The 25,267-nt window shown below is 42.9% G+C and carries 23 protein-coding genes and 1 pseudogene; all 24 read left to right on the top strand.

The annotated features are described in order from the left end of the window. The 24 genes and pseudogenes from FSB84_RS04790 to FSB84_RS04675 all read left to right on the top strand — a co-directional run bounded on the left by FSB84_RS04790 (position 1) and on the right by FSB84_RS04675 (position 25,213). Positions 1-1,140, top strand: a complete 1,140-nt coding sequence (locus tag FSB84_RS04790; protein ID WP_130542646.1) for a glycosyltransferase family 4 protein — start codon at positions 1-3, stop codon at positions 1,138-1,140. 12 nt (positions 1,141-1,152) lie between these two features. Next, positions 1,153-2,127: a glycosyltransferase family 2 protein gene (locus FSB84_RS04785; RefSeq protein WP_158643781.1), complete on the top strand. Its 975-nt coding sequence runs from the start codon at positions 1,153-1,155 to the stop codon at positions 2,125-2,127. Then, positions 2,111-3,163, top strand: coding sequence for a glycosyltransferase (locus tag FSB84_RS04780; protein ID WP_158643780.1), 1,053 nt, complete (start codon positions 2,111-2,113; stop codon positions 3,161-3,163). Before FSB84_RS04785 ends, FSB84_RS04780 begins: the two co-directional genes overlap by 17 nt. 1 nt (position 3,164) lies before the next feature. Next, the gene (locus FSB84_RS04775; RefSeq protein ID WP_130542649.1) at positions 3,165-4,307 is read left to right on the top strand and encodes a glycosyltransferase; all 1,143 of its coding nucleotides are present in this window, start codon (positions 3,165-3,167) and stop codon (positions 4,305-4,307) included. Positions 4,308-4,332: 25 nt separating this feature from the next. Then, positions 4,333-5,526, top strand: a complete 1,194-nt coding sequence (locus FSB84_RS04770; protein ID WP_147122055.1) for a glycosyltransferase family 61 protein — start codon at positions 4,333-4,335, stop codon at positions 5,524-5,526. A gap of 10 nt (positions 5,527-5,536) precedes the next feature. After that, on the top strand, positions 5,537-6,499 hold the full coding sequence (locus FSB84_RS04765) for a glycosyltransferase family 2 protein (RefSeq protein WP_130542651.1): 963 nt from the start codon (positions 5,537-5,539) through the stop codon (positions 6,497-6,499). 62 nt (positions 6,500-6,561) lie between these two features. Next, on the top strand, positions 6,562-7,671 hold the full coding sequence (locus FSB84_RS04760; protein ID WP_158643779.1) for a glycosyltransferase family 4 protein: 1,110 nt from the start codon (positions 6,562-6,564) through the stop codon (positions 7,669-7,671). After that, the gene (locus tag FSB84_RS04755) at positions 7,658-10,393 is read left to right on the top strand and encodes a hypothetical protein (RefSeq protein WP_130542653.1); all 2,736 of its coding nucleotides are present in this window, start codon (positions 7,658-7,660) and stop codon (positions 10,391-10,393) included. The genes FSB84_RS04760 and FSB84_RS04755 overlap by 14 nt, the downstream gene beginning before the upstream one ends. A 229-nt stretch (positions 10,394-10,622) precedes the next feature. Further along, positions 10,623-11,624 carry a hypothetical protein gene (locus FSB84_RS04750; protein ID WP_130542654.1) on the top strand — a complete coding sequence of 334 codons (1,002 nt, stop codon included), beginning with the start codon at positions 10,623-10,625 and terminating at the stop codon, positions 11,622-11,624. Between the two features lie 337 nt (positions 11,625-11,961). Further along, positions 11,962-12,726: a glycosyltransferase family 4 protein gene (locus tag FSB84_RS04745; protein WP_158643778.1), complete on the top strand. Its 765-nt coding sequence runs from the start codon at positions 11,962-11,964 to the stop codon at positions 12,724-12,726. Between the two features lie 415 nt (positions 12,727-13,141). Then, the gene (locus FSB84_RS30630; RefSeq protein ID WP_158643777.1) at positions 13,142-13,870 is read left to right on the top strand and encodes a glycosyltransferase; all 729 of its coding nucleotides are present in this window, start codon (positions 13,142-13,144) and stop codon (positions 13,868-13,870) included. Further along, a complete protein-coding gene (locus FSB84_RS04735) occupies positions 13,863-14,426 on the top strand; it encodes a WcaF family extracellular polysaccharide biosynthesis acetyltransferase (RefSeq protein ID WP_130542657.1) in 564 nt (187 codons plus the stop codon). Before FSB84_RS30630 ends, FSB84_RS04735 begins: the two co-directional genes overlap by 8 nt. Before the next feature lie 3 nt (positions 14,427-14,429). Continuing rightward, complete coding sequence (locus tag FSB84_RS04730) at positions 14,430-15,176, top strand: glycosyltransferase family 2 protein (protein ID WP_130542658.1); 747 nt, start codon at positions 14,430-14,432, stop codon at positions 15,174-15,176. Between the two features lie 40 nt (positions 15,177-15,216). Further along, positions 15,217-15,966, top strand: coding sequence for an FkbM family methyltransferase (locus FSB84_RS04725; RefSeq protein WP_130542659.1), 750 nt, complete (start codon positions 15,217-15,219; stop codon positions 15,964-15,966). Positions 15,967-15,990: 24 nt separating this feature from the next. Then, positions 15,991-17,105 (top strand): annotated as a pseudogene (gmd, locus tag FSB84_RS04720) (GDP-mannose 4,6-dehydratase). A gap of 32 nt (positions 17,106-17,137) precedes the next feature. Then, positions 17,138-18,076, top strand: a complete 939-nt coding sequence (gene fcl, locus FSB84_RS04715) for a GDP-L-fucose synthase (RefSeq protein WP_130542661.1) — start codon at positions 17,138-17,140, stop codon at positions 18,074-18,076. Positions 18,077-18,099: 23 nt separating this feature from the next. Further along, positions 18,100-18,843: a tyrosine-protein phosphatase gene (locus tag FSB84_RS04710; RefSeq protein ID WP_130542662.1), complete on the top strand. Its 744-nt coding sequence runs from the start codon at positions 18,100-18,102 to the stop codon at positions 18,841-18,843. Positions 18,844-19,017: 174 nt separating this feature from the next. Next, positions 19,018-19,896, top strand: coding sequence for a MerR family transcriptional regulator (locus FSB84_RS04705; protein WP_130542663.1), 879 nt, complete (start codon positions 19,018-19,020; stop codon positions 19,894-19,896). A gap of 112 nt (positions 19,897-20,008) precedes the next feature. Next, positions 20,009-20,509 (top strand): RNA polymerase sigma factor, encoded by a 501-nt coding sequence (locus FSB84_RS04700; protein ID WP_130542664.1) that lies wholly within the window; start codon positions 20,009-20,011, stop codon positions 20,507-20,509. 100 nt (positions 20,510-20,609) lie between these two features. Then, positions 20,610-22,106, top strand: a complete 1,497-nt coding sequence (locus FSB84_RS04695) for a phytoene desaturase family protein (protein WP_130542665.1) — start codon at positions 20,610-20,612, stop codon at positions 22,104-22,106. A 103-nt stretch (positions 22,107-22,209) separates the two neighbouring features. Continuing rightward, on the top strand, positions 22,210-23,040 hold the full coding sequence (locus FSB84_RS04690; protein WP_130542666.1) for a phytoene/squalene synthase family protein: 831 nt from the start codon (positions 22,210-22,212) through the stop codon (positions 23,038-23,040). Positions 23,041-23,048: 8 nt separating this feature from the next. Continuing rightward, complete coding sequence (idi, locus tag FSB84_RS04685) at positions 23,049-23,594, top strand: isopentenyl-diphosphate Delta-isomerase (RefSeq protein WP_130542667.1); 546 nt, start codon at positions 23,049-23,051, stop codon at positions 23,592-23,594. A gap of 4 nt (positions 23,595-23,598) precedes the next feature. Next, on the top strand, positions 23,599-24,072 hold the full coding sequence (locus tag FSB84_RS04680) for a sterol desaturase family protein (protein WP_130542668.1): 474 nt from the start codon (positions 23,599-23,601) through the stop codon (positions 24,070-24,072). Continuing rightward, positions 24,050-25,213 (top strand): lycopene cyclase family protein, encoded by a 1,164-nt coding sequence (locus tag FSB84_RS04675; RefSeq protein WP_130542669.1) that lies wholly within the window; start codon positions 24,050-24,052, stop codon positions 25,211-25,213. The genes FSB84_RS04680 and FSB84_RS04675 overlap by 23 nt, the downstream gene beginning before the upstream one ends. The last annotated feature ends 54 nt before the right edge of the window (positions 25,214-25,267 follow it).

Here is a 25,267-nt window from a genome sequence, read left to right as displayed (position 1 = left end):
ATGAAACGGATACTATTCTTATCCCACGACAATTTTTTGCATGGAGCTTCCAGATCTATGATAGACATTGCTTCCCGGTTTCAACAACAAGGTTGTGCATCTGTTCAGGTGATTATTCCTGGAAAAGGCATCATTGAAACTGTACTGGAAAAAGAAAAAATCGAATATCGAAGTGTATGGTATCCGTTGATGGTACATCGCAAGGGCACTTCGGTCTACAAACAAATTAAGAAGTTTCTCTCGGCCATCAAGTACCTGCCGCGTTTGCGCAAACAAGTGCAGGAATTCTCACCGGATCTGTTATATGTGAATTCAGTAACCAATTATTGGGGACTGATTGTCGGAAAGCGTTTGAAAATTCCAACAGTACTGCATATAAGAGAATTCGGCGAACTTGACCATGGATACTACTTTGACCTACATGGACTACTCTTCCATAGGTTCAAAAAAATACCTGCACTCATAATTTGCAACTCTCAGGCTGTGTCTGATTATTTCAAAAAACGCTTTGGCGTAAAAAGTATTGTGATACCTAATGCCATCTATTCAAGGGCTCAGTACGATCAGCATTTTCAAGAGAGGGCAAGAGTCAGGGAAAACCATGTTGATGATCAGTTTACTGCTATTGGAATTGTTGGAAACATTAGAGTGCAAAAGGGACAATTTGATGTGGTGAAAGCATTTCACCGGATTCTTGAAAGGTATCCGAAATCAAAATTGTATCTTATCGGAGATGGAGACACAACACAAATCCGGAAATATATTCAGGAGAATCAATTGGAAAAAGTCATTGAGATAACTGGTTTTGTAACCAATGTTAGTGATTATTATCAGCAATTGGATATAGTAGTAATGAATTCTGATTTCGAGGCTTTCGGGAGAACAACTATTGAGGCAGCATCTTATGGTATTCCGGTAGTCGGTAAAAATGGAGGAGGCACACCTGAGATCATTACTCATCTGGAAACCGGGATTCTATACTCTGGTCAGATAGATGAATTGACAGATAACCTTACCAAACTTATCGGCGACAAAGGTTTGAGAGATCGTCTTGGAAAAAAAGCATGGGAAACAGCCAGGGAAAAATTTAGCCTCGAAACTCATATAGACGCCATGCGAAAGGTGTTGATTGATCAATGAAAAATGTCTATCGTGAATCCAGTAGTTTCAGTCATAGTGCCTAATTACAATCATGCTCCTTATTTAAAAAAAAGGATCGATTCCATACTTGCGCAAACCTTCGATGACTTTGAGCTTATCATCCTGGATGACCATTCTCCTGATAACAGCAAAAACATTATAGATAATTATCTGGATCATCCAAAAGTGTCAGAGATCGTTTTCAATGAATCCAATGTTGGAAATACTTTCAAACAGTGGGAAAAAGGGTTGCTCCTGGCCAGGGGAGAATACATTTGGATAGCCGAAAGTGATGATTATGCTGAGCCCGATTTTTTGGAACGACTGGTGCCAGCACTTGAAAATGATAGTGAAACCGGGATCGCTTTTTGTGAGTCAACCTGGGTAGACCCCAAGGATAATGTGGTAAAGAATATTGAACTTCCTTCCGCTTCACAATTGATGGAAGGCAAAACATTCGTTGCAGAACATATGACGAGGGGCAACCGGATCTACAATGCCAGTATGGCTATCTTCAGAAAAAAACTATTTGAAAAATTGCCAGATCAGTCATATAAGCAGCACAGGTACTGTGGTGATTGGCTAATGTGGACTCAGCTTGCGTCTATGGGCAAAGTTTTTTACCTGAACGAAAAGAAAAGTTTTTTTCGGCGACATACTTCCAGTGTTTCTTTTAAATCCGACAAGGAAGGCCTTTTTCTATTGGAAGGATTGAAAGTGCAACGATATATTAAGGAGAAAATAGGACTGGAAGATTCTGTATTTACAAACACTGCTAAATACTGGCTTGACGAGTTGTTGCAGCAATGGATTGTGAAGAAGGCATTGAGCGTAAAAGTCTTCTTTAAAGCCCTTAGATTGCTTGCGGCATATAACTCAATTATTGTTGTCAGACTTCCCGTTGCGTTTATGAACTTAACAGCCGGAAGGGTACTAACAAAGTTTAAGAATATTTACCATAAAAATGCCCATGCAGCTGCACGGTAGAAATGGGGGGCAAAGTGCAACTTATATGAAAGGAATTTCTGTAATCATTTGTTGTTATAATAGCGAGTCTAGATTGGTGCCTACGCTGAAACATCTTGCCGGACAAACTTTCAACTCGCAGGTAGCCTGGGAACTAATCGTGGTTGACAATAATTCATCTGACCATACAGGTTCTGTGGCCACTGAATTTGCTGCAAGTAACAAACACGTCGATTGTAAGGTAGTAGAAGAGAAACAGGCAGGTTTAAGCCATGCACGTAAGAAAGGTTTCGATGTTTCCCGATATGAATATATTCTTTATTGTGATGATGACAACTGGTTGAACAGCTCTTATATCGAAAGGGCATTTAACATCATGGAATCAAATCCTAACGTGGCAGTATTGGGTGGGCATGGTGAACCTGAATGCGAAATAACACCTCCACACTGGTTCGATGATTTCAAAACCTATTATGCTACGGGTGCTCAGGGAAAAACCAGTGGAGACATCACTGAAGTTAAAGGGTATGTATATGGCGCCGGTTCCATTTATCGGCGGTCTGCGCTGCAGGATTTATTTGACAAAGGGTTTGCCGGATTGCTTGATGACAGAAAAGGGAAGTCTCTTTCTTCAGGAGGAGACGTAGAGTTATGCAACGCTTTGGCTTTAAGCGGGTATCGTATATGGTACGATCAAACATTGCTCTTTCAGCATTTTATTCCGAAAGAGCGCTTGAACTGGCAGTACATTGTGAAGTTACATGATGGGTACCTGAAAAACCTGTCTGTGCTGGCAGCCTACAGGTACGCCATTACAAGGAATAAAGGATTTTATTTGTTGTGGTGGAAAGACATTTATTACTATTCATTACAATTACTAAAGATCCTTTACCGTTACAAAAGATTTCAAATTAAGAAGGAGAACGAAAAGTTCAGGTTGCTAATGAACTATAAAGGAAGAACTATCTTCTCCTTACTTGTCAATGTTTTTGCTATCCGGAAAAATACTGTTGAAATAAGGAGAAGTCAATGGATTTCAAAAAACGGAAAGGCCTGATATGAAGATATTGTATTTTTCACGGCATTATGGAGCGGTAACTACTACTTTCATTCGCAATGAGGTGGATTTTTTCAGAACTGAGGCAAATTGCCGGTATCTCTGTAATGAAGTGGCCTCTGAGTATGAAACTGATCCGCTGGTACAGGTACTACCTTTTAAGGAAGCGAGTATTCTGCGTAAGATTCGCTGGGTGTTATGGAAAAAGGATCTGGCTTGCTGGTTTTATAATCCTGCCTATGCTGCCCGGGCAAGACAATTGGTGAGCACCTTTCAACCAGATATCATTCATTGTCATTTTGGTTATGAGGCGCTTCAGTTGCTCGACAATATTCCTTTCGGTAATTATCCTGTAATCATACATTTCCACGGCTATGATGCTACAGAAATGACAAGGAAAAAGAGTTATAACCGAAGGTTAAGAAAGATACTAACGGCTCCTAATGTTTATCCTGTAAGCTGTAACAACTTTTTTGTACAGCTTCTCAGCACGAAGCTGGCACTTCCTGACCTTGGATTTGAAGTACTTCGCTATGGCATAGACCTTAATAAGTTTAACCCCGGGGCTTCAAGAAGCAATGGGCATGAGAAAATATTTCTCCAGGTTTCATCCCTCGCGGAAAAGAAAGGGCATGAGTTTACCATCAGTGCATTTGCCAAATTAGTCAATGCTAATCTGGAGCAGGAATACCGGCTGATTCTAACCGGCGATGGTAAACGTAAACAAGTGTTGCAGGATCTGGCAAAAAGCCTTGGTATCGAATCTGCAGTGACCTTTACAGGCATGGTTACACCTTCAGAAGCTGCTGCGCTGATGAAGACTGCTGATGTTTTTGTGCATCACAGTATCCAGTCGTCCAATGGTGATATGGAAGGAATTCCCAACGCTATCATTGAAGCAATGGCAATGGAATTACCAGTAGTCAGCACCTGGCATTCGGGAATTCCTGAGCTGGTTGAAAACGGTTTAAACGGATACCTGGTCAAAGAAAAGGATGTGGAGGACTATGCAGTAAGGATGAAACAGGCGCTTGAACTTGGCCGCCTGACTGTGAATAGAAATAAAGTTGAACAATACTATGACCGGGAAAAACACAATGCTCAATTGATGAATCTCTATAATAAGATTCTGGTAGCGGAATAGCTTTCATGATACATTTTTTAAGACTGTGTTAAGTCAGGCATGGAATGCAACAGAGGCATTATTGGGGCCAGCCTTGTCCAGGCTTTCGCCATCCTCACGAGTGATTGGTCCACCCAAAGGTTTTTACAATACCACACTGGAGTATTGGACTGCATACAAAGAAAATCAGGCAAATGAATATATTAAACTCACCGAATCGGAAGAGTTTTTTAACCTGATCAAGCCAGTTACCATCGATTCTGTTGTTCATAAGAATTTTCTGAATCGTGTTAGCTACCAGATCGCTGCTCAATTCATTGCACATATTCCAGGAGGAAGAGTGCTGGGCGATAATTGCATGATTATTGCCCCCGATGATAAATTGCTGGGAGATGTTTCAAGACAGTTCAAAGTCAATGAAGATTTTGGGCGGATGAAGATTTTTAAGACAATAAAATTGCCGCGAATTACAAGGCTGAACGGTTTAACTGCTGTGGCAGGGTATGCTGGTGGTAGTTATAATTATTTTCATTGGACTTTCGATGTGCTTCCGAGATTATTATTGTTGGAAAGATCAGGATGGCTTGAAAAATGCGATCAGGTTATCATCAATGAACTCAAAATGCCTTTTCATCATGAATCATTATCCTTGTTAAACCTGCCTGTGCAGAAGTTCGTATTCTCTCATGATAAAGTGCAGTATGATGCAGAACAATTACTAATTCCATCAGTTCCGGACACCGGCGATTTCTTACCAGACTGGTCACTTCAGGCATTAAAGAAAAAATACGATGAAGGAATGAAGCGGCCGATTATCATAGAGGCACCAAAGATTTATATCTCACGCCGCCATGCAAAAAAGAGGAAAGTCTTAAATGAGGAAGCATTGATACAGTTGCTTATCGGCGAAGGCTTTCAGGTTTTTTCTCCTGAAAAGATGTCTCTTGAGGAGCAAGCTGCATTGTACAGGCAGGCTGAGATCATAATAGCTCCACATGGGGCTAGCCAGGTGAATCTGTTATTTTGCCACCCGGGGGCAACTATAATAGAAATCTTTTCGGAAAAATGGGTGAATCCATGTTATTGGGGGTTGGCTAACAGGTTGGATCTGAGGTATGGATATTTGATAGGGGGAGAGAGCTGGAATGATAACGCATATGGAGTTGAGTCAGATGTTGTGGTGGATATACAGGAGATGCAAAAATTGCTTAATAAAGTCCTGATGGAATCGAAAAAATAAAGAGTGCTTAATGGTGTCTATAATAATCCCACTGTTTAATAAGCGTTATTTTATAGAGTCGGCAATAAGATCTGTAAAAGATCAGACCTATACAGATTGGGAGTTGATAATTGTTGATGATGTATCCACAGATGGGTCATATGAAATAGTACAGGAGCAGGCAGAAAAGGAACAGCGGATCAGGGTTATTCGCAATCAGCAGAATCGTGGCGGAAATTTTTGCAGGAACGAAGGGGTCAGGCAGACCAGAGGGCATTACATAATTTTTTTCGATGGTGATGACTTGTTGTCTCGTGAATGTTTGGCTATCAGAGTAGCTGCCATGGAACAACATCCTCATATTGATGCCGGAATCTTTACACTGGGAGTGTTTACAGACCGCGTCGATGTAGTTAAACGATTCTGGAGTCCGAAGTCTGAAAATGCATTGCCAGGTTTTTTGAAGCACGATCTTCCCTGGCAGACTATGCAACCGATCTGGCGGAGGGATTTTATAAAGAAGACCGGCGGTTTCGACGAACAATTTCCGCGTTTGCAGGATGTTGAATTTCACACAAGAGCATTACTTCTGCATAATCTGCAATTCATGGTATTCCCCGGTCAGCCTGATTGTTTCTTCCGTACAACGGAAGAAAGAAAAAATTTTGACACAACAAGTTTTTTAAACAAGTGGGTAACAGGCGCAGTCTTATACTTTAGAAAATTCTATTTGCCTGCGAAAGAGAAAAAACTGGATAGATATCTGAATGGAACTATATACCATACATATATGCAACTGCTGTGGGCTTTCAAACAGCAAAAGATTACAAAGGAAACTTTCAGAGAATTGAAACAATCGCTATTTGAAGTAAATGCTGGTTCAGGCTTTCCGCTTTCCAAAAAAGTAATTTTTCAGGCAGCAGGTTTTTACAATCTTTTGCCTGTAAGGATTCCTGGCATCAATCTGGCATTGAGAAAATTAATTACCCTCTGAACCTGCGAAATATGCGAATAGCCTTACTGACGGATGGTATATGGCCTTTTGTAATTGGAGGTATGCAAAAGCATTCATTCTATTTATGTAAATACCTTGCGAGGAATAAAGTTTACGTAGACCTGTATCATACCGGCAAGCAAATCCCAAAGCCTGATCTTTCCACCTGTTTCACCATGGAAGAATTGAAATACATTACTTCTTATGTGATACCCTACCAGCAGTCTGATAGATTACCTGGCCATTACCTGCGAACTTCACATCAATATTCAAAGGTTCTGTATGAGCGGTTCCGGACAACTCCCCCTGTTGATTTGATTTATGCAAAGGGGTTGGCAGGATGGTATCTGCTCGAACAAAAGAAATCAGGAGAAAAATTGCCGCCTGTACTATTGAATGTACACGGATACGAGTATTATCAAAAAACTGCATCTTTCAGGAATAAGCTCGAACAGATAATCCTAAGGCCTGCCTTCCGGAATGTGAGTACTTATTCAGATTATATTTATTCCTATGGCGGTAAAATAACAGATATCATCAGAAAGAATATTCCGAATGCATCTCAAAAGATCATAGAGATACCCACTGGCATCGAAAGGGACTTTATCACGGATAATATGCCTGGGATAAATTTCCCGCGGCAATTTGTATACCTGGGAAGATTTGAAAGAAGAAAGGGGATTCATGAATTGCATGAAGCTATTGGGCAACTGAAAAAACTATATAAGTTCCAGTTCCATTTTATAGGCAATATACCAGAGCGCTACAGGGTTAAATCGCCAGAGATCATTTATCATGGGCAGTTGAATAATAAAGAAGCCATCAAAGCTATTTTGGATAATGCTGATGTATTGGTCTGTCCCAGTTATGCGGAAGGGATGCCCAATGTTATTTTGGAAGGAATGGCTTGCCAGTGCGCTATTATCGCTACGGATGTAGGTGCAGTGGCCGCTCAGGTAAATGAAAGGAATGGCTGGCTTATAGAACCTGGCTCCAGCAGTTCTTTGCAGCAGGCGCTGATGAAGGCTTTAGAAATACCGGACCAGGAATTGTTGGAAAAGAAGAAGGAATCCGTAAATCGTATCCGGAAAGAATTTCTTTGGGACAACATCATCTTTCAGGTATTAGATTCATTCAACAAAGTCATTGAATCATCAAATGGAAAAGCATAATTTGAAGGTAAGGCTGACAGTAATACTGTTATTCCTGGGAACGATCGTCAACGCACAAATGGCCAATCCATATTTGCAATGGACTTTTGACGGATCAGATCCATTAAAAGACAGTCGTGTCAATGCCATCATCAATACAAAGAATTACAATGCAAAGCTCACTCCTGTAGATGGAGCAGTGGGCAAAGGCATGGACCTTAACAATAATAATGGAACAGCACTTACTTCAGCTCTTTATGGGAAAGTAAAAACTGCCGCTACCATCGAGTTCTATTTCAAAGGCAATAATTTCACTTATCAGACTCTTCCAACTCCACACTTTCTCATCAAATTTTTGTATCCGTACATCCAGTTTAAAACAACGAGCCTTGTAAATGGGAAGCCAGTCATTGATGACTGGAAAATAAATTTGAATGGTGCGGGCAGGAAATCATATGATTATTACGCTGATGGCAAATGGCATTATTGGGTGTTTATGATAGATATTCAGCTAGGCATCAAAAAGCTATTCATTGATGGCGAATCTGTTGACGGCTTTAGCAGGAATATCAAGCAGGGTAATCAGTTGGTGCTTGACAAAATTGACGGCTTCAGAAATACCAATAAGATCGATCAGCTGGCTTTCTATAATTCAATGATTTCAGGTAATACCATCCAGGTACAGGCTGCGAAATTGCCATCCCTTGGGAATTCTGCTGAAATTGTAGTAGATAATAGGGAAGCAACAGTTGCGCAAGTCAAAAGCGCTCCATCTGTGGATCCACAGACTGGGCTCGATCGCAAAGAATTCGGACCCGGCTACCCGTCATACACCATGCAGGCAACGGATCAGCTCAAGTCTTTTCCGGATCCCAGATATGATAGATCACTTTCAATGAAAAGAAATTTCCCCTGGCTGGATATTTCTTACCTGCACAGAGAGTTGCCAGGCAACGGAGGAAAAGGATTCGGGAAAACCAGTGCAGCCAAAGCTGTTCAATTGGAAGATGAAATGGTACGTCGTTGGAATTATTACCTGGAGATTCCCACACTTCGGCAGGATTCCGTTTCTGCAAACAAAGTATACACTAATCCGAGTTCAATGCATTATGCGTTGATCCGCTATGCAAAGACGAATCCTCAATATCCGATCGCCAGTGTGATTATGCAGATACAGGGAAAACCTGTTCAGGCATCACTGAATCAGAAAGCTGCCTATGCCATTTCACAAAATCTGCAAACTGATTATTATCTCAGGGATGCCAATGGGAAGCCGGTTATTGAGAAAGGGAAAAAATGGCTTAGTCCTTTGGCGCCATTGGATATCATCAAAAATGACGCACATACTACTGCTTTTTATTTGCGGCAGGTTACCCGCCACATTGGAAGACCTTTCGATATGTTGAATGAAAACGGGGAGATATTCGGACATATGCGCCCCGCTTCCTTGCTCCAAAGTGATCCCGAGGTAAAAAAAGATATTGCCCAGCGTAATTTGAATATTGCTCAATATAACGGTTGGTTCCAAAACCGGTTGGACACTTGTTATAAGAACGAAGTATTACGGGAGTTGGGATGGAAGAAAACCTTGTTCACATTTTATAATGTGAGTGCTTATAACAGCACTTACTGGCCCGATTATGCCATGCGAAGAAGCTCTAACATGGTAATCAATGGCAATCATTACTCCACCCCCGCATTCTATCCTGCCCGGCCCGACAATTGGCGTAACGCTACCGGCCAACTGAACGGATATGGGAAAATAGCCGAAGGCAGGAAAAAGGAAATTGCTTATGGGGATTTATTGTTCGCTCCTTTCGTTTCTGCAGGCTGGAATATTGAAGAGAACAGTGTCCGGCCAGCGCAATGGTTGGCGCTGCTCAAATCAATGGTGATGTTGGGGGCTGACTTTTTCCACGTGGGTTATTTCAATGTTACCGGAGGCAAAGGTTGGCCCAATGGTGTGGGGCCTAATGATCCCAGGGGATATATTTATCAGGTAGCAATGCCTGCTTATGCGCAGGCCATCGGTTCCAAAGTATATCCCTTTCTGTTGAAGGGACAACTTTTGAATCCACAAAGTAATTTGCAAGCAGATATTTATACTTACCGGTTCAAAGGAATAAAAGAAAACCAATTGATCCTGGTTCGGAAAATGGGAAATAGCTACCTGATCTACGGAAGCATTCAACCCAATAGTAATTTAGCCGGCAGTGTACAGATGGAAGAAGATACCAGGATACAGCTAAATGATATGACCCTGCAGTTCAGGATTCGCAGGCAGGGTAGCATGTATGTATTCGAACCGGGAAACAAACCTGTTTTTTATCAGCTGGATGGTTGGCATCAGTATGAGCATCCTTACTATTGGTCGAAGGAGGTATGGGTGGAGGCAGAAAATGCCAGACGATCCCCGGAAGCTCAGATGGCCACAGAATTCGATAAACCATTCGACTTCAGAAATTTCACTACCTGGATAACTCTCACGTCAGGAGAATCAATAAATGTTGAAATCCCTTCCCAGGAAAGGAGTAATCTCCCGATGACCCTTCGGGTAAGAAGCAGAACCGGGAATGCCACAATTGCAATTGATGGAGCCCGGACCGTTCAAAAAACAGTGAATAGTAGTAGTTGGACTGTCCTGAAACTTACTGGTGCGGAAAGTGACCTGAGTAAGGGCCAGTCAGCTTTTAATATTAAGACCCTCAGCGGTTCAATTGATATAGATTGGGTAAAATTTTAACCCGTAAATTATGATTGCAGCTTCATTACGGTCAGTACCCAACGGCAAAGGCCTGATGTATGTCAACTCCATTCCGGAGTTATTTTTAGTACTTTCTGTATTTACAAAAGAACTTGCATCAAGGGGATTGGCTGGCATTGATTTCGATTTTGTCGGGTATCCTTTTGCCATTATTTATTTTACGTTACATCTTCAACGTATCCTGAACTCAGAGACTATGCCGTGGAAGATGTATTTTTATATTATCATTTCCTCCCTGTTCTCCATCCTTTTGTTGAACCTGGAATATGGTAATTTTCTCAAGCAGATCATTCCTATCATACTCATCTTTACTGTCAACTTTGTGATTATCGAGAATGGGGATCATCGTAATATTTTCAGGCTATATGTAAAGTTTGCATACTTTTCGGCCATTTTTGGAATCATTCAGGTGATGCTTTCTTTTGTGGGGATCAATATTCTGATCAAGATCCCGGGCAGGCTTGATTCCATTTCTTATGAGCCATCACATTATGCTTCAATACTGATGCCGGCACTGATCTTCACCTTCTTTCATTTCAAAGAGTATAAGAAGTATTTTCTGGTGATGATGCTGGCATTGATCCTGACTTTCAATCTGACCGGATGGATGGTATTTATTCTGGTAATCAGTTTTGCCTATATCAATCCCATATATTATTTGTTTAGCATTCCGGTGGTTTATTATCTTGTTTTTTATGTTCTTCCAAATTTCAACGCAAACTTTAATATGCGGATAGTTGATACGTTGGCAGTATTCCGTGGGAATATACAAGTTCTGAGTAGCTCTGTCAATGCCAATGGAACCACTATCTCCCTTTACTCTAACCTCATGGTGGCGGAAGAAAATGTAAAGAATAATTTTCTCACAGGCGCTGGTCTTGGTGGTCACGAAGAAACATATTTCAGGTTTTATAAGGGCTCTATATTTACCCTGAACTATTATTATGGATTGAACTCAAAATCGGGTCACTCATTGACGATCCGGATACTGTCTGAATTTGGATTGCTGGGCTTTATACTCTATGTAGCAGCATTGGTACGACGTCTGATCTTCCTGGACAACGGTATTTACAGAAGTATTTCCTTTGGGTGTTTCAGTCATTTCCTTTGTAAAACTTTCAAGCTGGGAGCCTTCATTGATTATGGCACACCATTCTTTTTTGCCATGCTTTTCATCAATTTCAGAGAATTTAAACGGAGCCGCCCCTAAGATTTGGAATGACCTTATAAATCTGTATGCAACTAATTAACCAGCCTCGAAATTATCTTTTCTTATATACGCGTTTACCTGATTATTTTTTTAAATGCATCCGGTATCTGCTGCAAACAAGCTCTGCAGGATCTAAGGCATGGATAGTTTGTTACCAGCAGGATAAAAATGCTCCTTACGATATTGGTCGATCGGATGCTATCTCCATTCTCGACAGATCAACTTTCCGGGAAGCGATGCTTGATCACTTTCAGCCTGACGTCATTTATATTTCGGGATGGGGGACAAACTGTATAACAGTATCGGAAAAAAGAACAGATCTTCCATTCCTGTAATAATGGGTCTTGACAATCCTTGGAAAGCCAATTTCAGACAACGGATTGCCGTTTGGCTCAGTCCATTTTTTCAGCAAAAGTTCTGTTCACATTTGTGGGTTGCAGGAATTTGGCAATATGAATATGCCCGCAGGCTTGGATTTTCCCCTGCCAGAATTATCAGAGGTTTGTATTGTGCCGATACTTCTCAGATCAGGAATAACAGACAGAATAAAACAAGGCGTATCCTTTATATTGGAAGATTGGTGAATTACAAAAGGCCGGACTGGTTACTACGTGCGTTTATAGAAATTCAGAGGGAGAATCCAGGTTTGATGGATTGGAAACTGACCTTTATTGGTAATGGACCTTTACATACAGATCTGCAGAGAAACCCATCAAAAAATGGGCAGGTTGAATTCCTTCCATTCATGCAGCCAACGGAGATCAGAAAATATTATGAGGAAGCAACAGTCTTTTGCCTGCCTAGCCACTTCGAGCACTGGGGGGTAGTAGTACAGGAAGCCGCTGCAGCCGGTCTTCCGTTATTACTTTCAGATACATGCGGCGCTGCTACAGAATTCTTAGTTGACGGATGGAATGGGTATCAATTCCGTAGCCAGGAGTTTGAGGATCTGAAACAGAAACTGCTATTGCTGATGAATAAAGAAATTACTGAATTGGATGAAATGGGTAATGCCAGTTCTAAACTTTCGAAACGGATCGATCATGATAGTTGGGCGGCTTCTCTGAAAAGTGTATTGGTTAACTATTCAAATAATGGTTGAAAAGAAACGTATCCTGTTATTTACGGATTGGTTCACGCCGGGATATAAAGCCGGAGGACCCATTCAGTCATGTAAGAACCTGGTGGCCCATTTGGAAAATGAGTATGAATTCTACATTCTTACTTCTGACAGGGATATCAACGAGAAGATGCCGTTTGCAGGTATAGCGGTAAATATGTGGAATATGATAAGTTCGGATATACATGTATGGTATGCATCACCAGGCAGTTTGAGCTTGAATAACCTTCGGCATCTCATAGGATCTGTAGATCCTGATATTGTATATTTAAACAGCATGTTCAGCAAGAGTTTTACACTGTTACCATTACTGGCGCTGAAAAGGATAAGGTTTGAAGGTCGGGTAGTATTGGCGCCCCGCGGGATGTTACACAGTGGGGCTCTTCAACAGAAAGGATTGAAAAAGAAACTGTTTCTTCAAATCTTTCGACTCACAGGTTGGCCCCGAAAATTGCAGTTCCACGCAACAGATGAACAGGAGTTGAAAGATATCAAGTCCTTCTTTCCCACAGCTAATGTGAAAATGGCGCCCAATATTCCGAATGTTGATAATTCCAGCCTCTCCTTTCCGGTAAAGCAAAAAGATGAACTGAAAGCGATTTTTGTTTCACGTATTCATCCCAAAAAAAACCTGCATTTCCTATTAGAGCTTTTCAGGGAGCTAAAGCCTGCACAAAAACTTACCTTCGACATTTATGGAGTGTTCGACGATGAAGCATATACCAGTCAATGTAAAAAATTGGCATCAGCATTACCTGACAACATTTTGATCAATTTTCACGGTCCCCTGGCCAGTAGGGACGTGTTGGTTACTTTAAAGAAAAGTCATGTATTCATGCTTCCAACATTGGGAGAGAATTTTGGTCATGCAATTTTTGAATCTCTTACGGCCGGACGTCCGGTCTTGATCAGCGATCAGACCCCATGGAGGGACCTGACAGTTGCTAAAGCCGGATGGGACCTGCCAGTGGCAAATAAGCAGGCATATTCGAATGTGATTGAACAGTTGCTGAATATGGAACAGGAGGAATTCAACGTCTGGGCAAATGGGGCCAAAAATCATTCTGTTGAGTACCTCGCTAAACAGGATTATTTTTCCACTTATAGCAAATTATTCAATGAATAGGTTTACAGATCTTTCTACCTACAATAATGACTGGTACAAGAAAGAGATAGGTGCATCAAAACTAAAACAGGTATGCTGGTATTTTTTGAATGTACTTTTCTTTATTAACCCTCTAAATCCTTCGTCCTGGCTCAAGCGAATCTTGTTGAAGATGTTTGGTGCAAAAATCGGAAAGGGTGTAATTTTCAAACCCGCCATTAATATCAAGTATCCGTGGAAGCTGACAATTGGTGACAATTCGTGGATCGGCGAAAAGGTTTGGATCGATAATCTGGGAATAGTGTCAATCGGTAAAAATGTTTGTTTATCGCAAGGAGCTATGTTGCTGACCGGGAATCACAATTTTGCAAAAACAAATTTTGAGCTGATGGTGGATGGTATAATTTTAGAAGACGGCGTTTGGATTGGTGCACAGGCATTGGTTTGTCCAGGTGTGAATTGTGCTACTCATGCGGTGCTGACTGCCAGGTCTGTGGCTACCAGGAACCTGGATGCCTTTACTATTTATCAGGGAAATCCCGCTGTAGCGGTGAAGCAACGTGCGATCATAGAATGATTTATGAAGATATCCATTATTACAGCTACTTATAACAGTGCTGCTACAATCAGAGATACACTTTCCTGCATTGCAATGCAAGATCATCCTGATATAGAGCATATCATAGTGGATGGAGTGTCAAAAGACAAAACCCTTGAGATCGTCCGGGAATTTCCTCATGTAGCCAAATTAATCTCAGAGACGGATAAAGGTATTTATGATGCTATGAATAAAGGGGTTCAAATGGCTCAGGGTGATGTAGTAGGAATATTGAACTCAGATGATTTTTACACGCACGCCCATGTATTATCCACAGTAGCTGAAGCGTTCTCTAACCCTGCTGTTCAAACTGTTTATGCCGATCTTCAATATGTGCATCCTGTGCAAACAGAGAAAGTAGTAAGAACATGGAAAGCAGGTCAATACCGAAAGAATAGTTTTTATTATGGCTGGATGCCACCTCATCCCACTTTCTTTGTAAGACGTGAGGTTTATGAGCAAGCTGGCCTATTTAATCTGGCATTGCGATCAGCCGCTGACTATGAATTGATGCTCCGCATTCTGTTCAGGTATGGATGTTCCACGGAGTATATTCCTGAAGTGCTGGTGAAAATGAGAGCCGGTGGTATGAGCAACGCTTCATTCAAAAACAGGCTGAGAGCAAATCGAGAAGATGCGCTGGCCTGGAAACTAAACAACCTGGAGCCATATTTCTTTACCCTTTATTTGAAGCCGATAAGGAAGATCCAACAGCTTTTTGTCAGATGAAAATGATCCAATATTAACTCTAAAATAACAGCCGTAACAAATGCTGAAACTGACTGAATTTATTCAAAATTTTGGCTTCACCAATGGTGTAACCAATTATCTGAAACTGCGTTACAATAGAACCAGGAATGTACAAGTAAGAGGGATCAAATATCCCATATCCCTTCGGCCCAATAAGTTTGATAAGTATACATTCAAAGAAATGTTCATTCTTAGAGACTACGATATACGCTTGCCAGCTTCCTGGGGACCACCTTCAGTAATCATAGATGCAGGTGCTAACATAGGATTGTCTGCAGTGTTCTTTTCCAGCAAATATTCAGATGCCAGGATTTTTGCAATAGAACCAAGCGATGATAACTACCAGTGCCTTGTGAACAATTGCAAACCATATCCGAACGTGGTCCCATTAAAGAGTGCCCTTTGGCCCGTTACGGAGACGCTCCATGTAATAAACCAGGGACAGGGATTACGCAGCTATATGGTAGAGCCGACTCAGGAGTCTGATGACCAAACGGCCTTGTCGGCAGTTTCCATCAGATCATTACAAAATCAATTCGGGTTTACTACTATTGATATTCTTAAGATAGATATTGAAGGCAGTGAGAAGGATCTATTCGAAAATGCCGATCACTCATGGCTTGCCAACACAAAATGCTTAATAATTGAACTCCACGACCGGATGAAGGAAGGATGTTCAAAGGTTTTTTTTCAGGCAATCAGTCAGTACGATTTTTCGTTTTCCATGAAAGGCGAAAACCTTATTTTCATCAACAATAATATCCAGTAAACAGTCTAAATAATTATACATCACATGTCCAAAATCGCACTGATCACAGGCATCACAGGGCAGGATGGAGCCTACCTGGCCGACCTGCTCTTAAAGAAAGGTTATGTCGTTCATGGTATCAAGAGAAGAAGTTCTCTCTTCAATACCGAACGTATCGACCATTTATATCAGGACCCACATGATAAGAATGTTCAGATGAAACTGCATTATGGCGATCTGACCGATAGCACCAATCTGATCCGTATCATTCAGGAAACACAACCTGATGAGATCTATAACCTGGCGGCAATGAGCCATGTTCATGTGAGCTTCGAAACGCCGGAGTATACAGCCAATGCTGACGGTATCGGAACTTTACGGATATTGGAAGCTGTTCGACTACTGGGCCTGACTAAGAAAACAAAGGTATACCAGGCATCTACGTCAGAATTATACGGACTTGTACAAGAAGTGCCTCAGTCAGAAAAAACTCCATTCTATCCACGCTCTCCTTATGCTGTAGCCAAACTTTATGCATACTGGATCACTGTCAACTATCGCGAGGCCTACGGAATGTACGCTGTAAACGGTATCCTTTTCAACCATGAATCTCCACTGCGTGGAGAAACATTCGTGACCAGGAAGATCACCAGGGGGCGGCAAGAATTGCACTTGGATTGCAGGACAAACTCTATCTCGGCAACCTCGATGCACAGCGCGACTGGGGCCATGCCAAAGATTATGTGGAAGCCATGTGGCGCATTCTGCAGCAACCAGTTCCGGAAGACTATGTAATAGCAACAGGAGTAACCACCTCCGTGCGTGACTTTGTAAGAATGGCTTTTGATGAAGTGGGAATCGAACTGGAATTCAAAGGCAAAGATGAAAAAGAAGTGGCTGTTGTTACAGCTTGTAATAATCCCGAATATCAGTTACCAGCAGGCAGGGAAGTTGTTTCTGTGGATCCAAGATATTACCGCCCCACGGAAGTTGACCTGCTTATTGGGGACCCTACCAAAGCTCAAACGATGCTGAACTGGAAACCACAATATGATCTGCCGGCACTTGTAAAGGAAATGATGGAAAACGATGTTGATCTCTTCCGCAAAGAGCGTATGTTACAGGAAGCAGGTTATTACGTACGAAACCAGTTCGAATAAACTATTTGATCAGCAAGCTGTAATTAAGTTGTATGGAGAAATCGGCTAAAATTTATGTGGCAGGGCATCGGGGTATGGTTGGCTCTGCCATCACAAGAAAACTGCAGGAACAAGGCTTTGACAACCTCCTGCAAAAAACATCGCAGGAACTGGATCTTCGCAACCAACAGGCAGTGAAAGAATTTTTCGCTTCAGAAAAACCGGAATATGTTTTTCTGGCTGCTGCAAAAGTGGGTGGAATTGTAGCCAACAATACTTATCGAGCTGAGTTCATCTACGAAAATATGATGATCCAGAACAATGTGATCCACTCAGCCTATGTCAATGGAGTGAAGAAGCTCATGTTCCTCGGTTCGTCCTGCATCTATCCGAAACTGGCTCCGCAGCCGCTCAAGGAAGAATACCTGTTGACAGGGCTACTTGAGCCGACCAATGAACCATATGCCATCGCTAAGATTGCAGGCATCAAAATGTGCGATGCCTACAGGGCTCAGTATGGTTGCAATTTCATTTCCGTAATGCCTACAAACCTATATGGTCGGAATGATAATTACGACCTCAAAAACTCACATGTACTTCCTGCATTGATCAGGAAGTTCCATGAAGCGAAAGCTAACAATGCTCCTTCAGTTCTTATGTGGGGGACCGGAGAACCCAAACGCGAATTCCTTCATGCAGATGACCTTGCAGACGCATGTTATTTCCTGATGGAGACCTATAATGATGAAGGTTTTGTGAATATCGGAACCGGCGAAGATCTTTCCATCAATGAACTTGCGCTCCTGATCAAAGATATTGTAGGCTACACTGGAAAAATCGAACACGATCTCTCCAAACCCGACGGCACTCCACGAAAACTGATGGACGTACAGAAGGTCAACAACCTGGGCTGGAAAGCCCGCATCGGCCTGCGGGAAGGAATAGAAAAAGTTTACAGTGAATTCATACAACAAACAACTTCTGTTGTGTAGTTTTATACATCTTCTTATACCACATGTTCTCCATATTCAAAAAGAAGCAAAAAGGAACAGTTGACCTTAGTGAACTGTCAACAGACATGCACTCGCACCTGCTTCCGGGAATTGATGACGGTTCTCCCGATACATCCGTTTCCGCAATCCTTATAGCCGGCTTACAGGATCTGGGCTATCAACGCTTTGTAACAACCCCGCATATCTTTTGGGATATGTATAAGAATACGAATGAAAGTATCGATGCAGCCCGGGAAGAATTGCGTTTATCCTTTAACGGTAGTATTCCCGCGCCTTTCCGCGCAGCAGCTGAATACTACCTGGATGATCATATCGATGACCTCCTGAAAAAAGATGTACCATTACTCACCATTCGTGATAACTGGGTATTGGTGGAATTCAGTTTTATCACCCCGCCGATGGATCTCAAGGAAAAATTGTTCGCACTTCAGATCAAAGGCTATCAACCTGTAATTGCACATCCTGAACGCTATACTTACCTGCTTTCATCGAAAAAAATCTACGATGAACTTAAAGACGCAGGCTGTCTGTTTCAGGTGAACCTTCTTTCATTCTCCAACTATTACGGAAAACAGTCGCATGAACTGGCCAATTATCTCCTCAAAAAGAATTATATAGACCTGCTGGGTACCGACCTGCATCACGACAGGCACCTGCAAGCCTTACGCTCTTCCCCCCACCTCACAGATATTACCAAACAATTGCTCGATTCCGGCAAATTGCTCAATCCTTCCATCAGGTTCTAACCCCCGTAAAAGCCCACCATAAACTCTGTATAAATCAGAACATAAAAAGCTGTAAATCTGTTTTTTAGGTAAGGGCGGCTGACTATTGTTAATTTTTTAGTTGAGATTACTCATATCGAATCTTAAACAATTAACATATCTTACCTGTAGTAATCAGTAACAAACCAATCACCCGTGAACGTATTCACCATCAAAGACCTTGAAAATCTTTCGGGCATCAAAGCGCATACGATCCGGATCTGGGAGCAACGCTACTCTTTTCTGAAACCCAAACGAACGGAGACGAACATACGCTATTATAGCACCGAAGAGCTGAAAGCTGTTTTGAACATCGCTTTGCTCAACAAGTACGGCTATAAGATCTCGCATATAGACAAGATGAGCTCAGACGAAATGCGGCAGAAGATCATCGAATTGTCGCACGCTGAAGCACAACAGGAAAGATTGATCAACGACCTTGTTCAGTACATGGTGGACCTGGATATCCAGCGTTTTGAAGAAGTACTCAACCAGTTCATTCGTGCAAGAGGGATCGAGAGAACCATTACCCAGCTTGTGTTTCCGTTCCTCGATAAGATCGGCATACTCTGGATGACCAACTTCATTCAACCCGCACAGGAACATCTTGTGGCCAATATCATCCGTCAGAAACTGATCGTTGGGATCGAGAATGTACACAGCAGTATGAGCTCTGATAAGATCGTGGTGCTCTTCCTTCCTGAAGGCGAATATCATGAGCTTGGACTTTTGTATATCTACTACCTGCTGAAGAGCAAGGGAGTGCAGGTGCTTTACCTGGGTTCGGATGTGCCTGTACGTGATATGGAGTTCCTGGTGAATGCCAAAAAGCCGGATTTTCTGCTCACGCATCTCACAAGCGTGCCCGCTAATTTCAGCATCGATAAATTCCTGAACAATTTCCAGGCTACTGTCCCCGAAGCAAAGCTGGTGATCTCTGGTCAGCTGGCTGTCTGTTACCCCCGGAAGAGCTATCCGAACCTGTCTTTCAAGAGAAGTTTACAGGAAGTTATGGAATTTATTACGAGCCTGTAATTGATTGATAATGTGTGTAATGGACATTTTAACATATTCCTCCGAACAGTTAACGTTAAGTCTGACAATCTATGTTTAAATTTGTGTCGTAATTATTTAAACACCTTGAGCCATGTCGACGATAGAATTTAACCAAATGCTGGTGAAGAATGCAGACTTTCTCAAGCCTTTTGCAATTACTCTCACCAGGGACTCAGAAGCGGCTAAAGACTTGTTCCAGGAGACTTTATACAGAGCTTTGGCCAATAAGGATAAGTATAACGTAGGGACGAACATTAAGGCCTGGCTGTACACCATCATGCGAAATATTTTCATCAACAATTATCGCAGGAAGGTAAAGCAGAATGTAATTTTCGACAGTACTCCCAACGATTTTCTGATCGATCAAAGCCAGGCGGTAACCATCAATGGCGCTGAAGGCACATTGCGATTGAAAGATATTCAGGCAGCGATCCATAATCTGCCCGAGATCTTCAGAAATCCTTTTCTCTTGTATTTCGATGGATTCAAATACCATGAGATCGCAGAAATGCTGGATGAACCACTGGGAACAATCAAAAGCAGGATACACTTTGCCCGTAAGTTGTTAAAAACACAGATCCATCGCTTTTAATTTCTACGTGTAAGCGTATTGAACGCAGTCAAATATTTTCGCAGGCGCGATACAGTTGACCAAATTGGTTAGCTTTATCACGCCTTTTTCTTTTTATCCCTTGACAACAACTGCATCATATTCAAAAGCGCGAAAACAAGCTGTAGTGATCGGCAGTGGATTTGCTGGTCTTGCAGCCGCAAGCTGTCTTGCACATGAAGGCTGGAAAGTAACTGTGCTCGAAAAACAATGCAGCCCCGGTGGCCGTGCGCGCCAGTTGCAATCTGCAGGTTTCTCATTCGACATGGGCCCCAGCTGGTATTGGATGCCAGATATCTTCGAAAGATATTTCGCACTCTTCGGCAGGCAGGTGAGTGATTATTATCATTTGCAAAGACTCGATCCATCCTATCGCGTTTACTGGTCCGAACATCATTCCGATATTCCTGCAGATCCCGCTGCATTCCGGGCATTACTGGAAAGCCTGCAGCCGGGCGCTGCCAAACACCTCGATAAATTCCTTCGCGAAGCAGAATACAAATACCATACAGGAATGCGCAAACTGGTATTCAAACCAGGAAGGTCGCTCTGGGAATATGTTGACCTCGATGTGATGCTGGGATTATTCCGGCTTGACCTGCTCTCGTCCATGAAATCGCATATCGGTAAATTCTTTCATCATCCGGGTCTCCGGCAGTTGATGGAATTTCCTGTTCTCTTCCTCGGTGCATTGCCGGAGAATACGCCTGCATTGTACAGCCTGATGAATTACGCGGATATTCAACTGGGCACCTGGTATCCGCAGGGCGGCATGTACAGCGTAGTAACGGGAATGTATAACCTGGCTTTGGAGCTGGGCGTGGAATTCAGGTTCAATGAAGCTGTAACTGCTCTCAGTACAATGGATAAACGCATCCACGAGGTGATCACAGAACAAGGAAGTTATAGGCCGGATGTAGTGATCGGAGCGGCAGACTATCATTTTATCGAAACACAGTTATTGCCTCCTGGTGACCGCAGTTACAGCAACCAATACTGGGATTCCAGAGTGCTGGCGCCGGGTTGTTTGCTTTGGTATGTAGGGCTCAGCAGGAAATTGAACAATGTAAGTCATCACAATCTTTTTTTCGATACGGATTTCAACCGTCATGCCCATCAGATCTACAGCAGCAGGGAATGGCCCGATGATCCTCTTTTCTATGTGAGCATTCCTTCAGTAACGGATGATTCCGTAGCGCCTGAAGGAGGGGAAAATCTATTCTTCCTGGTGCCGGTAGCCGCCGGACTTACCGGAGATGATGAAGCACTTCGTGAGAAATACTTCAATCAGATCGTTCAGCGTTTCGAGCAGCGCATAGGGCAGTCCATCTCGGATGCCATTGTTTTCCGGAAATCATTTGCTGTTTCCGATTTCATGCAGGAATACAATGCGTTCAAGGGGAATGCTTACGGTCTTGCCAATACGCTGAAACAAACCGCTATATTGAAGCCTTCCTGCAGAAGTAAGAAACTGCACAATCTTTTCTATGCCGGACAACTAACCGTGCCCGGTCCTGGTGTGCCTCCCAGTCTGATCAGCGGAGAAGTGGCGGCTAAACAGGTGTTGAAATATTTCTGAGGCAACCATGAAATATCTCCACAAACACCCTCATGTTACCAGATAGTTTTGGCAGTGTTGTGATCTTTTGCGTAATTGAATAAAGAAGTTATTCAACGGGAACATGATGCACCTATTTCACCATGTAAGCCATCGATGCAGTAAAGCTACTGCAGAAACCTACAGCACTTCCTTTGCTGCTGCCATCCGGTTGCTGCACAAGGACCTTCGCGTTCCGGTGTACAGCATTTACGGCTTCGTCAGGTTTGCAGATGAAATAGTAGACAGTTTCCATCATTATGATAAAGCTGCATTGCTGCAGGAGTTTGAAGAAGACACCTGGAAATCAATTCAGCAGGGCATCAGCCTCAATCCCATCCTTCAAAGCTTTCAGCAAGCCGTTAACCGGCACCAGATCGATCATTCGTTGATCAGGGCTTTCTTTCAGAGTATGGCCATGGACCTGACCCGTAGCCGGCATGAACAGCAGAGTTATACGGAATACATTTATGGAAGCGCTGAAGTGGTGGGCCTGATGTGCCTTACTGTTTTTTGTGAGGGTGATACAAAACTTTTCCTTCAATTGAAGCCCTATGCACAATCGCTGGGTGCTGCTTTTCAGAAAGTGAACTTCCTGCGGGATATGAGGGCAGACCAGCAGCAGTTGCAGCGAATATACTTCCCCGGTATCAGCACCCTGAACTGGAATGAATCCAGTAAACAAGAAATCGAGAAAGATATAGAAATGGATTTCGAGCAGGCATACAAAGGCGTTATGCTGCTTCCGTTGAAAGCAAGGTTTGGAGTGTATGTGGCTTACCGTTACTACTGGTCGCTTTTCAGGAAGATCAGGCGCAGTACTCCTGCCGCTATCATGGAAAAACGGATCAGGATCCCTAACTATCACAAAGCCATGATCTTAGTTGGCGCCCGCTTTTCGCAGGTTTTGCAGTAAATTGCGGTATGAACGGAACGCAGGAAGTAATACTGGTGAACGAAAGGGACGAGCCCATCGGAACGATGGAGAAAATTGAAGCACACAGGAAAGCGGCATTGCACCGCGCATTCAGTGTTTTCATCTTCAACAGCAAAGGAGAAATGCTGCTGCAGCAACGCGCTCTGAACAAATATCATAGTGCAGGTCTCTGGACCAACGCTTGCTGCAGTCATCCTGCTCCCGGCGAAGCTACGGCAGATGCTGCACACAGAAGATTACAAGAAGAGCTCGGCTTCAGTACCGGCCTTGAAAAGATCTTCCATTTCACCTATCAAACTGCTTTTGACAACGGACTGATAGAACATGAATTTGATCATGTGTTTGCAGGTCAGTATGAACAAAGGATCACACCCAATCCGGAAGAAGTGAAAGATGTCTGCTACAAAAGCCTGGAAGATATTCAGCAATCACTGCAAACACATCCTCAGAAATATACATCCTGGTTCCATATCGCATTTCCGAAAGTAAAGGAATGGGCGGTACAGCAGGGATTGGTTCAGCCTACAATCTGATGGTATGCACTGGTTTCTTTATTTGGCAATTCTTATTGGCACCTTCATCCTCATGGAGGGTATAACCTGGTGCACACACAAGTTTGTTATGCATGGATTCCTCTGGTACCTGCATGAAGACCATCATCAACCCACACCAGGTTTCTTTGAGAAGAATGATGCTTTCTTCGTGATCTTCGCCATTCCCAGTTTTTTATGCATTCTCTTCGGCACACTCGATAAGATCTACTGGCTTCAGGCTATCGGTTTTGGCATCATGGCCTATGGCGCTGCTTATTTCCTGGTGCATGACGTGATCATTCACCAGCGCTTCAAATGGTTTTCACGCTCAAGCAATACATACGTGCGCGCTATCCGCTGGGCGCATAAGATGCATCACAAGCATCTCCACAAACAGGAAGGCGAAAGCTTCGGTATGTTATACGTTCACCGTAAATACTGGAATAAGGTCCGGAATGATAAGAAACGAGCCCGGTAATAAGCGCCGCTACGATTATATTTTCACCGGGGCCGGCTGCGCTGCAATGAGCCTGCTGATGCGACTGTTGAAGCATCCCTCCACCAGCAATAAGCGGATCCTGCTGGTGGACAAAGACAATTCCGGCATGTACAACAAGACCTGGTGTTTCTGGGAAAAGGGGACAGGTTTTTTTGAATCCATCGTTCATCACCAATATGATCAACTGTGGTATTACGGTAATGAGTATTCGAAATGCAGTAATATCTTTCCTTATCATTATAAAATGATCCGGGGCGAAGATTTTTATCATCATTGTATGAAAGAGATTGCCCGGTATCCGAATGTGGAATGGCTCCGGGAGGAAGTGTCGGCCATCGATGGAGAGGGAGAAGAAGCTACGGCACAGATCAATGGGCAAATATTTTCAGCCTCATACATTTTCAACAGCATCATTTTCCGGCCTCCTGTTTTGAAAAAAAATGAGCATATGCTGTTGCAGCATTTCAAAGGCTGGTTCATCGAAACCGAAGAGCCGGTATTTGATCCTGCAGCAGCCACGCTGATGGACTTCAGGGTTTCGCAGGAACACGGAACTGCATTTGTTTATGTGATGCCTTTGAGCCAGCGGCGGGCATTGGTGGAATACACCCTGTTCACTACTGAGCTGCTGACTGCTGAACAATATGAAACTGCGCTGAAACAATATTTACAGGCCAATATCAAGAGTACATACACTGTATTGAATAAGGAAGAAGGGAAGATCCCCATGACCAATTACCGCTGGCCCGAATCCAAAGGAAGGCTGATCAATATCGGTACAGCTGGTGGACAAACCAAGCCCAGCAGCGGCTACACTTTCCAATTCATCCAGCAACAGGCTGATCTGCTGTGCCATCAACTGGCAAAGGACCAACAACCCCGCCCAAAGAGCTATCAGCATACCCGCTTCCATTTTTACGATGCTGTATTGCTGGAAGTGCTGGCCAAACAATACAGCCCCGGCGAAATCATCTTCACCCGTTTGTTCAGTAAGAACAAACTCTCCAGTGTTTTACAGTTCCTGGGCAATCAAAGTACTTTATCAGATGAGCTCCGCATTATCAGCGTGTTGCCTAAATGGACCTTCCTGAAAGCTGCGCTGAATCAGGTTTTCCGATGATCAACTTTATTTTTTGACTTATCTGGTCTGCTTTTGGCAAAGTAATTGCTTCTA

The sequence above is a fragment of the Pseudobacter ginsenosidimutans genome (assembly GCF_007970185.1).
Lineage (GTDB): Bacteria > Bacteroidota > Bacteroidia > Chitinophagales > Chitinophagaceae > Pseudobacter > Pseudobacter ginsenosidimutans.
The sequence above is the reverse complement of the archived record's forward strand: the minus strand, read 5'-3'. Positions and strand labels throughout refer to the sequence as shown.

Bases quoted from the DNA above. Each gene is read 5' to 3' on its own strand.
- FSB84_RS04790 (WP_130542646.1), top strand. From the start codon at position 1: ATGAAACGGATACTATTCTTATCCCACGACAATTTTTTGCATGGAGCT.
- FSB84_RS04780 (WP_158643780.1), top strand. From the start codon at position 2,111: ATGCAGCTGCACGGTAGAAATGGGGGGCAAAGTGCAACTTATATGAAA.
- FSB84_RS04775 (WP_130542649.1), top strand. From the start codon at position 3,165: ATGAAGATATTGTATTTTTCACGGCATTATGGAGCGGTAACTACTACT.
- FSB84_RS04765 (WP_130542651.1), top strand. From the start codon at position 5,537: ATGGTGTCTATAATAATCCCACTGTTTAATAAGCGTTATTTTATAGAG.
- FSB84_RS04760 (WP_158643779.1), top strand. From the start codon at position 6,562: ATGCAAAAGCATTCATTCTATTTATGTAAATACCTTGCGAGGAATAAA.
- FSB84_RS04755 (WP_130542653.1), top strand. From the start codon at position 7,658: ATGGAAAAGCATAATTTGAAGGTAAGGCTGACAGTAATACTGTTATTC.
- FSB84_RS04750 (WP_130542654.1), top strand. From the start codon at position 10,623: ATGTATTTTTATATTATCATTTCCTCCCTGTTCTCCATCCTTTTGTTG.
- FSB84_RS04745 (WP_158643778.1), top strand. From the start codon at position 11,962: ATGGGTCTTGACAATCCTTGGAAAGCCAATTTCAGACAACGGATTGCC.
- FSB84_RS04735 (WP_130542657.1), top strand. From the start codon at position 13,863: ATGAATAGGTTTACAGATCTTTCTACCTACAATAATGACTGGTACAAG.
- FSB84_RS04730 (WP_130542658.1), top strand. From the start codon at position 14,430: ATGAAGATATCCATTATTACAGCTACTTATAACAGTGCTGCTACAATC.
- FSB84_RS04725 (WP_130542659.1), top strand. From the start codon at position 15,217: ATGCTGAAACTGACTGAATTTATTCAAAATTTTGGCTTCACCAATGGT.
- fcl (WP_130542661.1), top strand. From the start codon at position 17,138: ATGGAGAAATCGGCTAAAATTTATGTGGCAGGGCATCGGGGTATGGTT.
- FSB84_RS04710 (WP_130542662.1), top strand. From the start codon at position 18,100: ATGTTCTCCATATTCAAAAAGAAGCAAAAAGGAACAGTTGACCTTAGT.
- FSB84_RS04700 (WP_130542664.1), top strand. From the start codon at position 20,009: ATGTCGACGATAGAATTTAACCAAATGCTGGTGAAGAATGCAGACTTT.
- FSB84_RS04690 (WP_130542666.1), top strand. From the start codon at position 22,210: ATGATGCACCTATTTCACCATGTAAGCCATCGATGCAGTAAAGCTACT.
- idi (WP_130542667.1), top strand. From the start codon at position 23,049: ATGAACGGAACGCAGGAAGTAATACTGGTGAACGAAAGGGACGAGCCC.
- FSB84_RS04680 (WP_130542668.1), top strand. From the start codon at position 23,599: ATGCACTGGTTTCTTTATTTGGCAATTCTTATTGGCACCTTCATCCTC.
- FSB84_RS04675 (WP_130542669.1), top strand. From the start codon at position 24,050: ATGATAAGAAACGAGCCCGGTAATAAGCGCCGCTACGATTATATTTTC.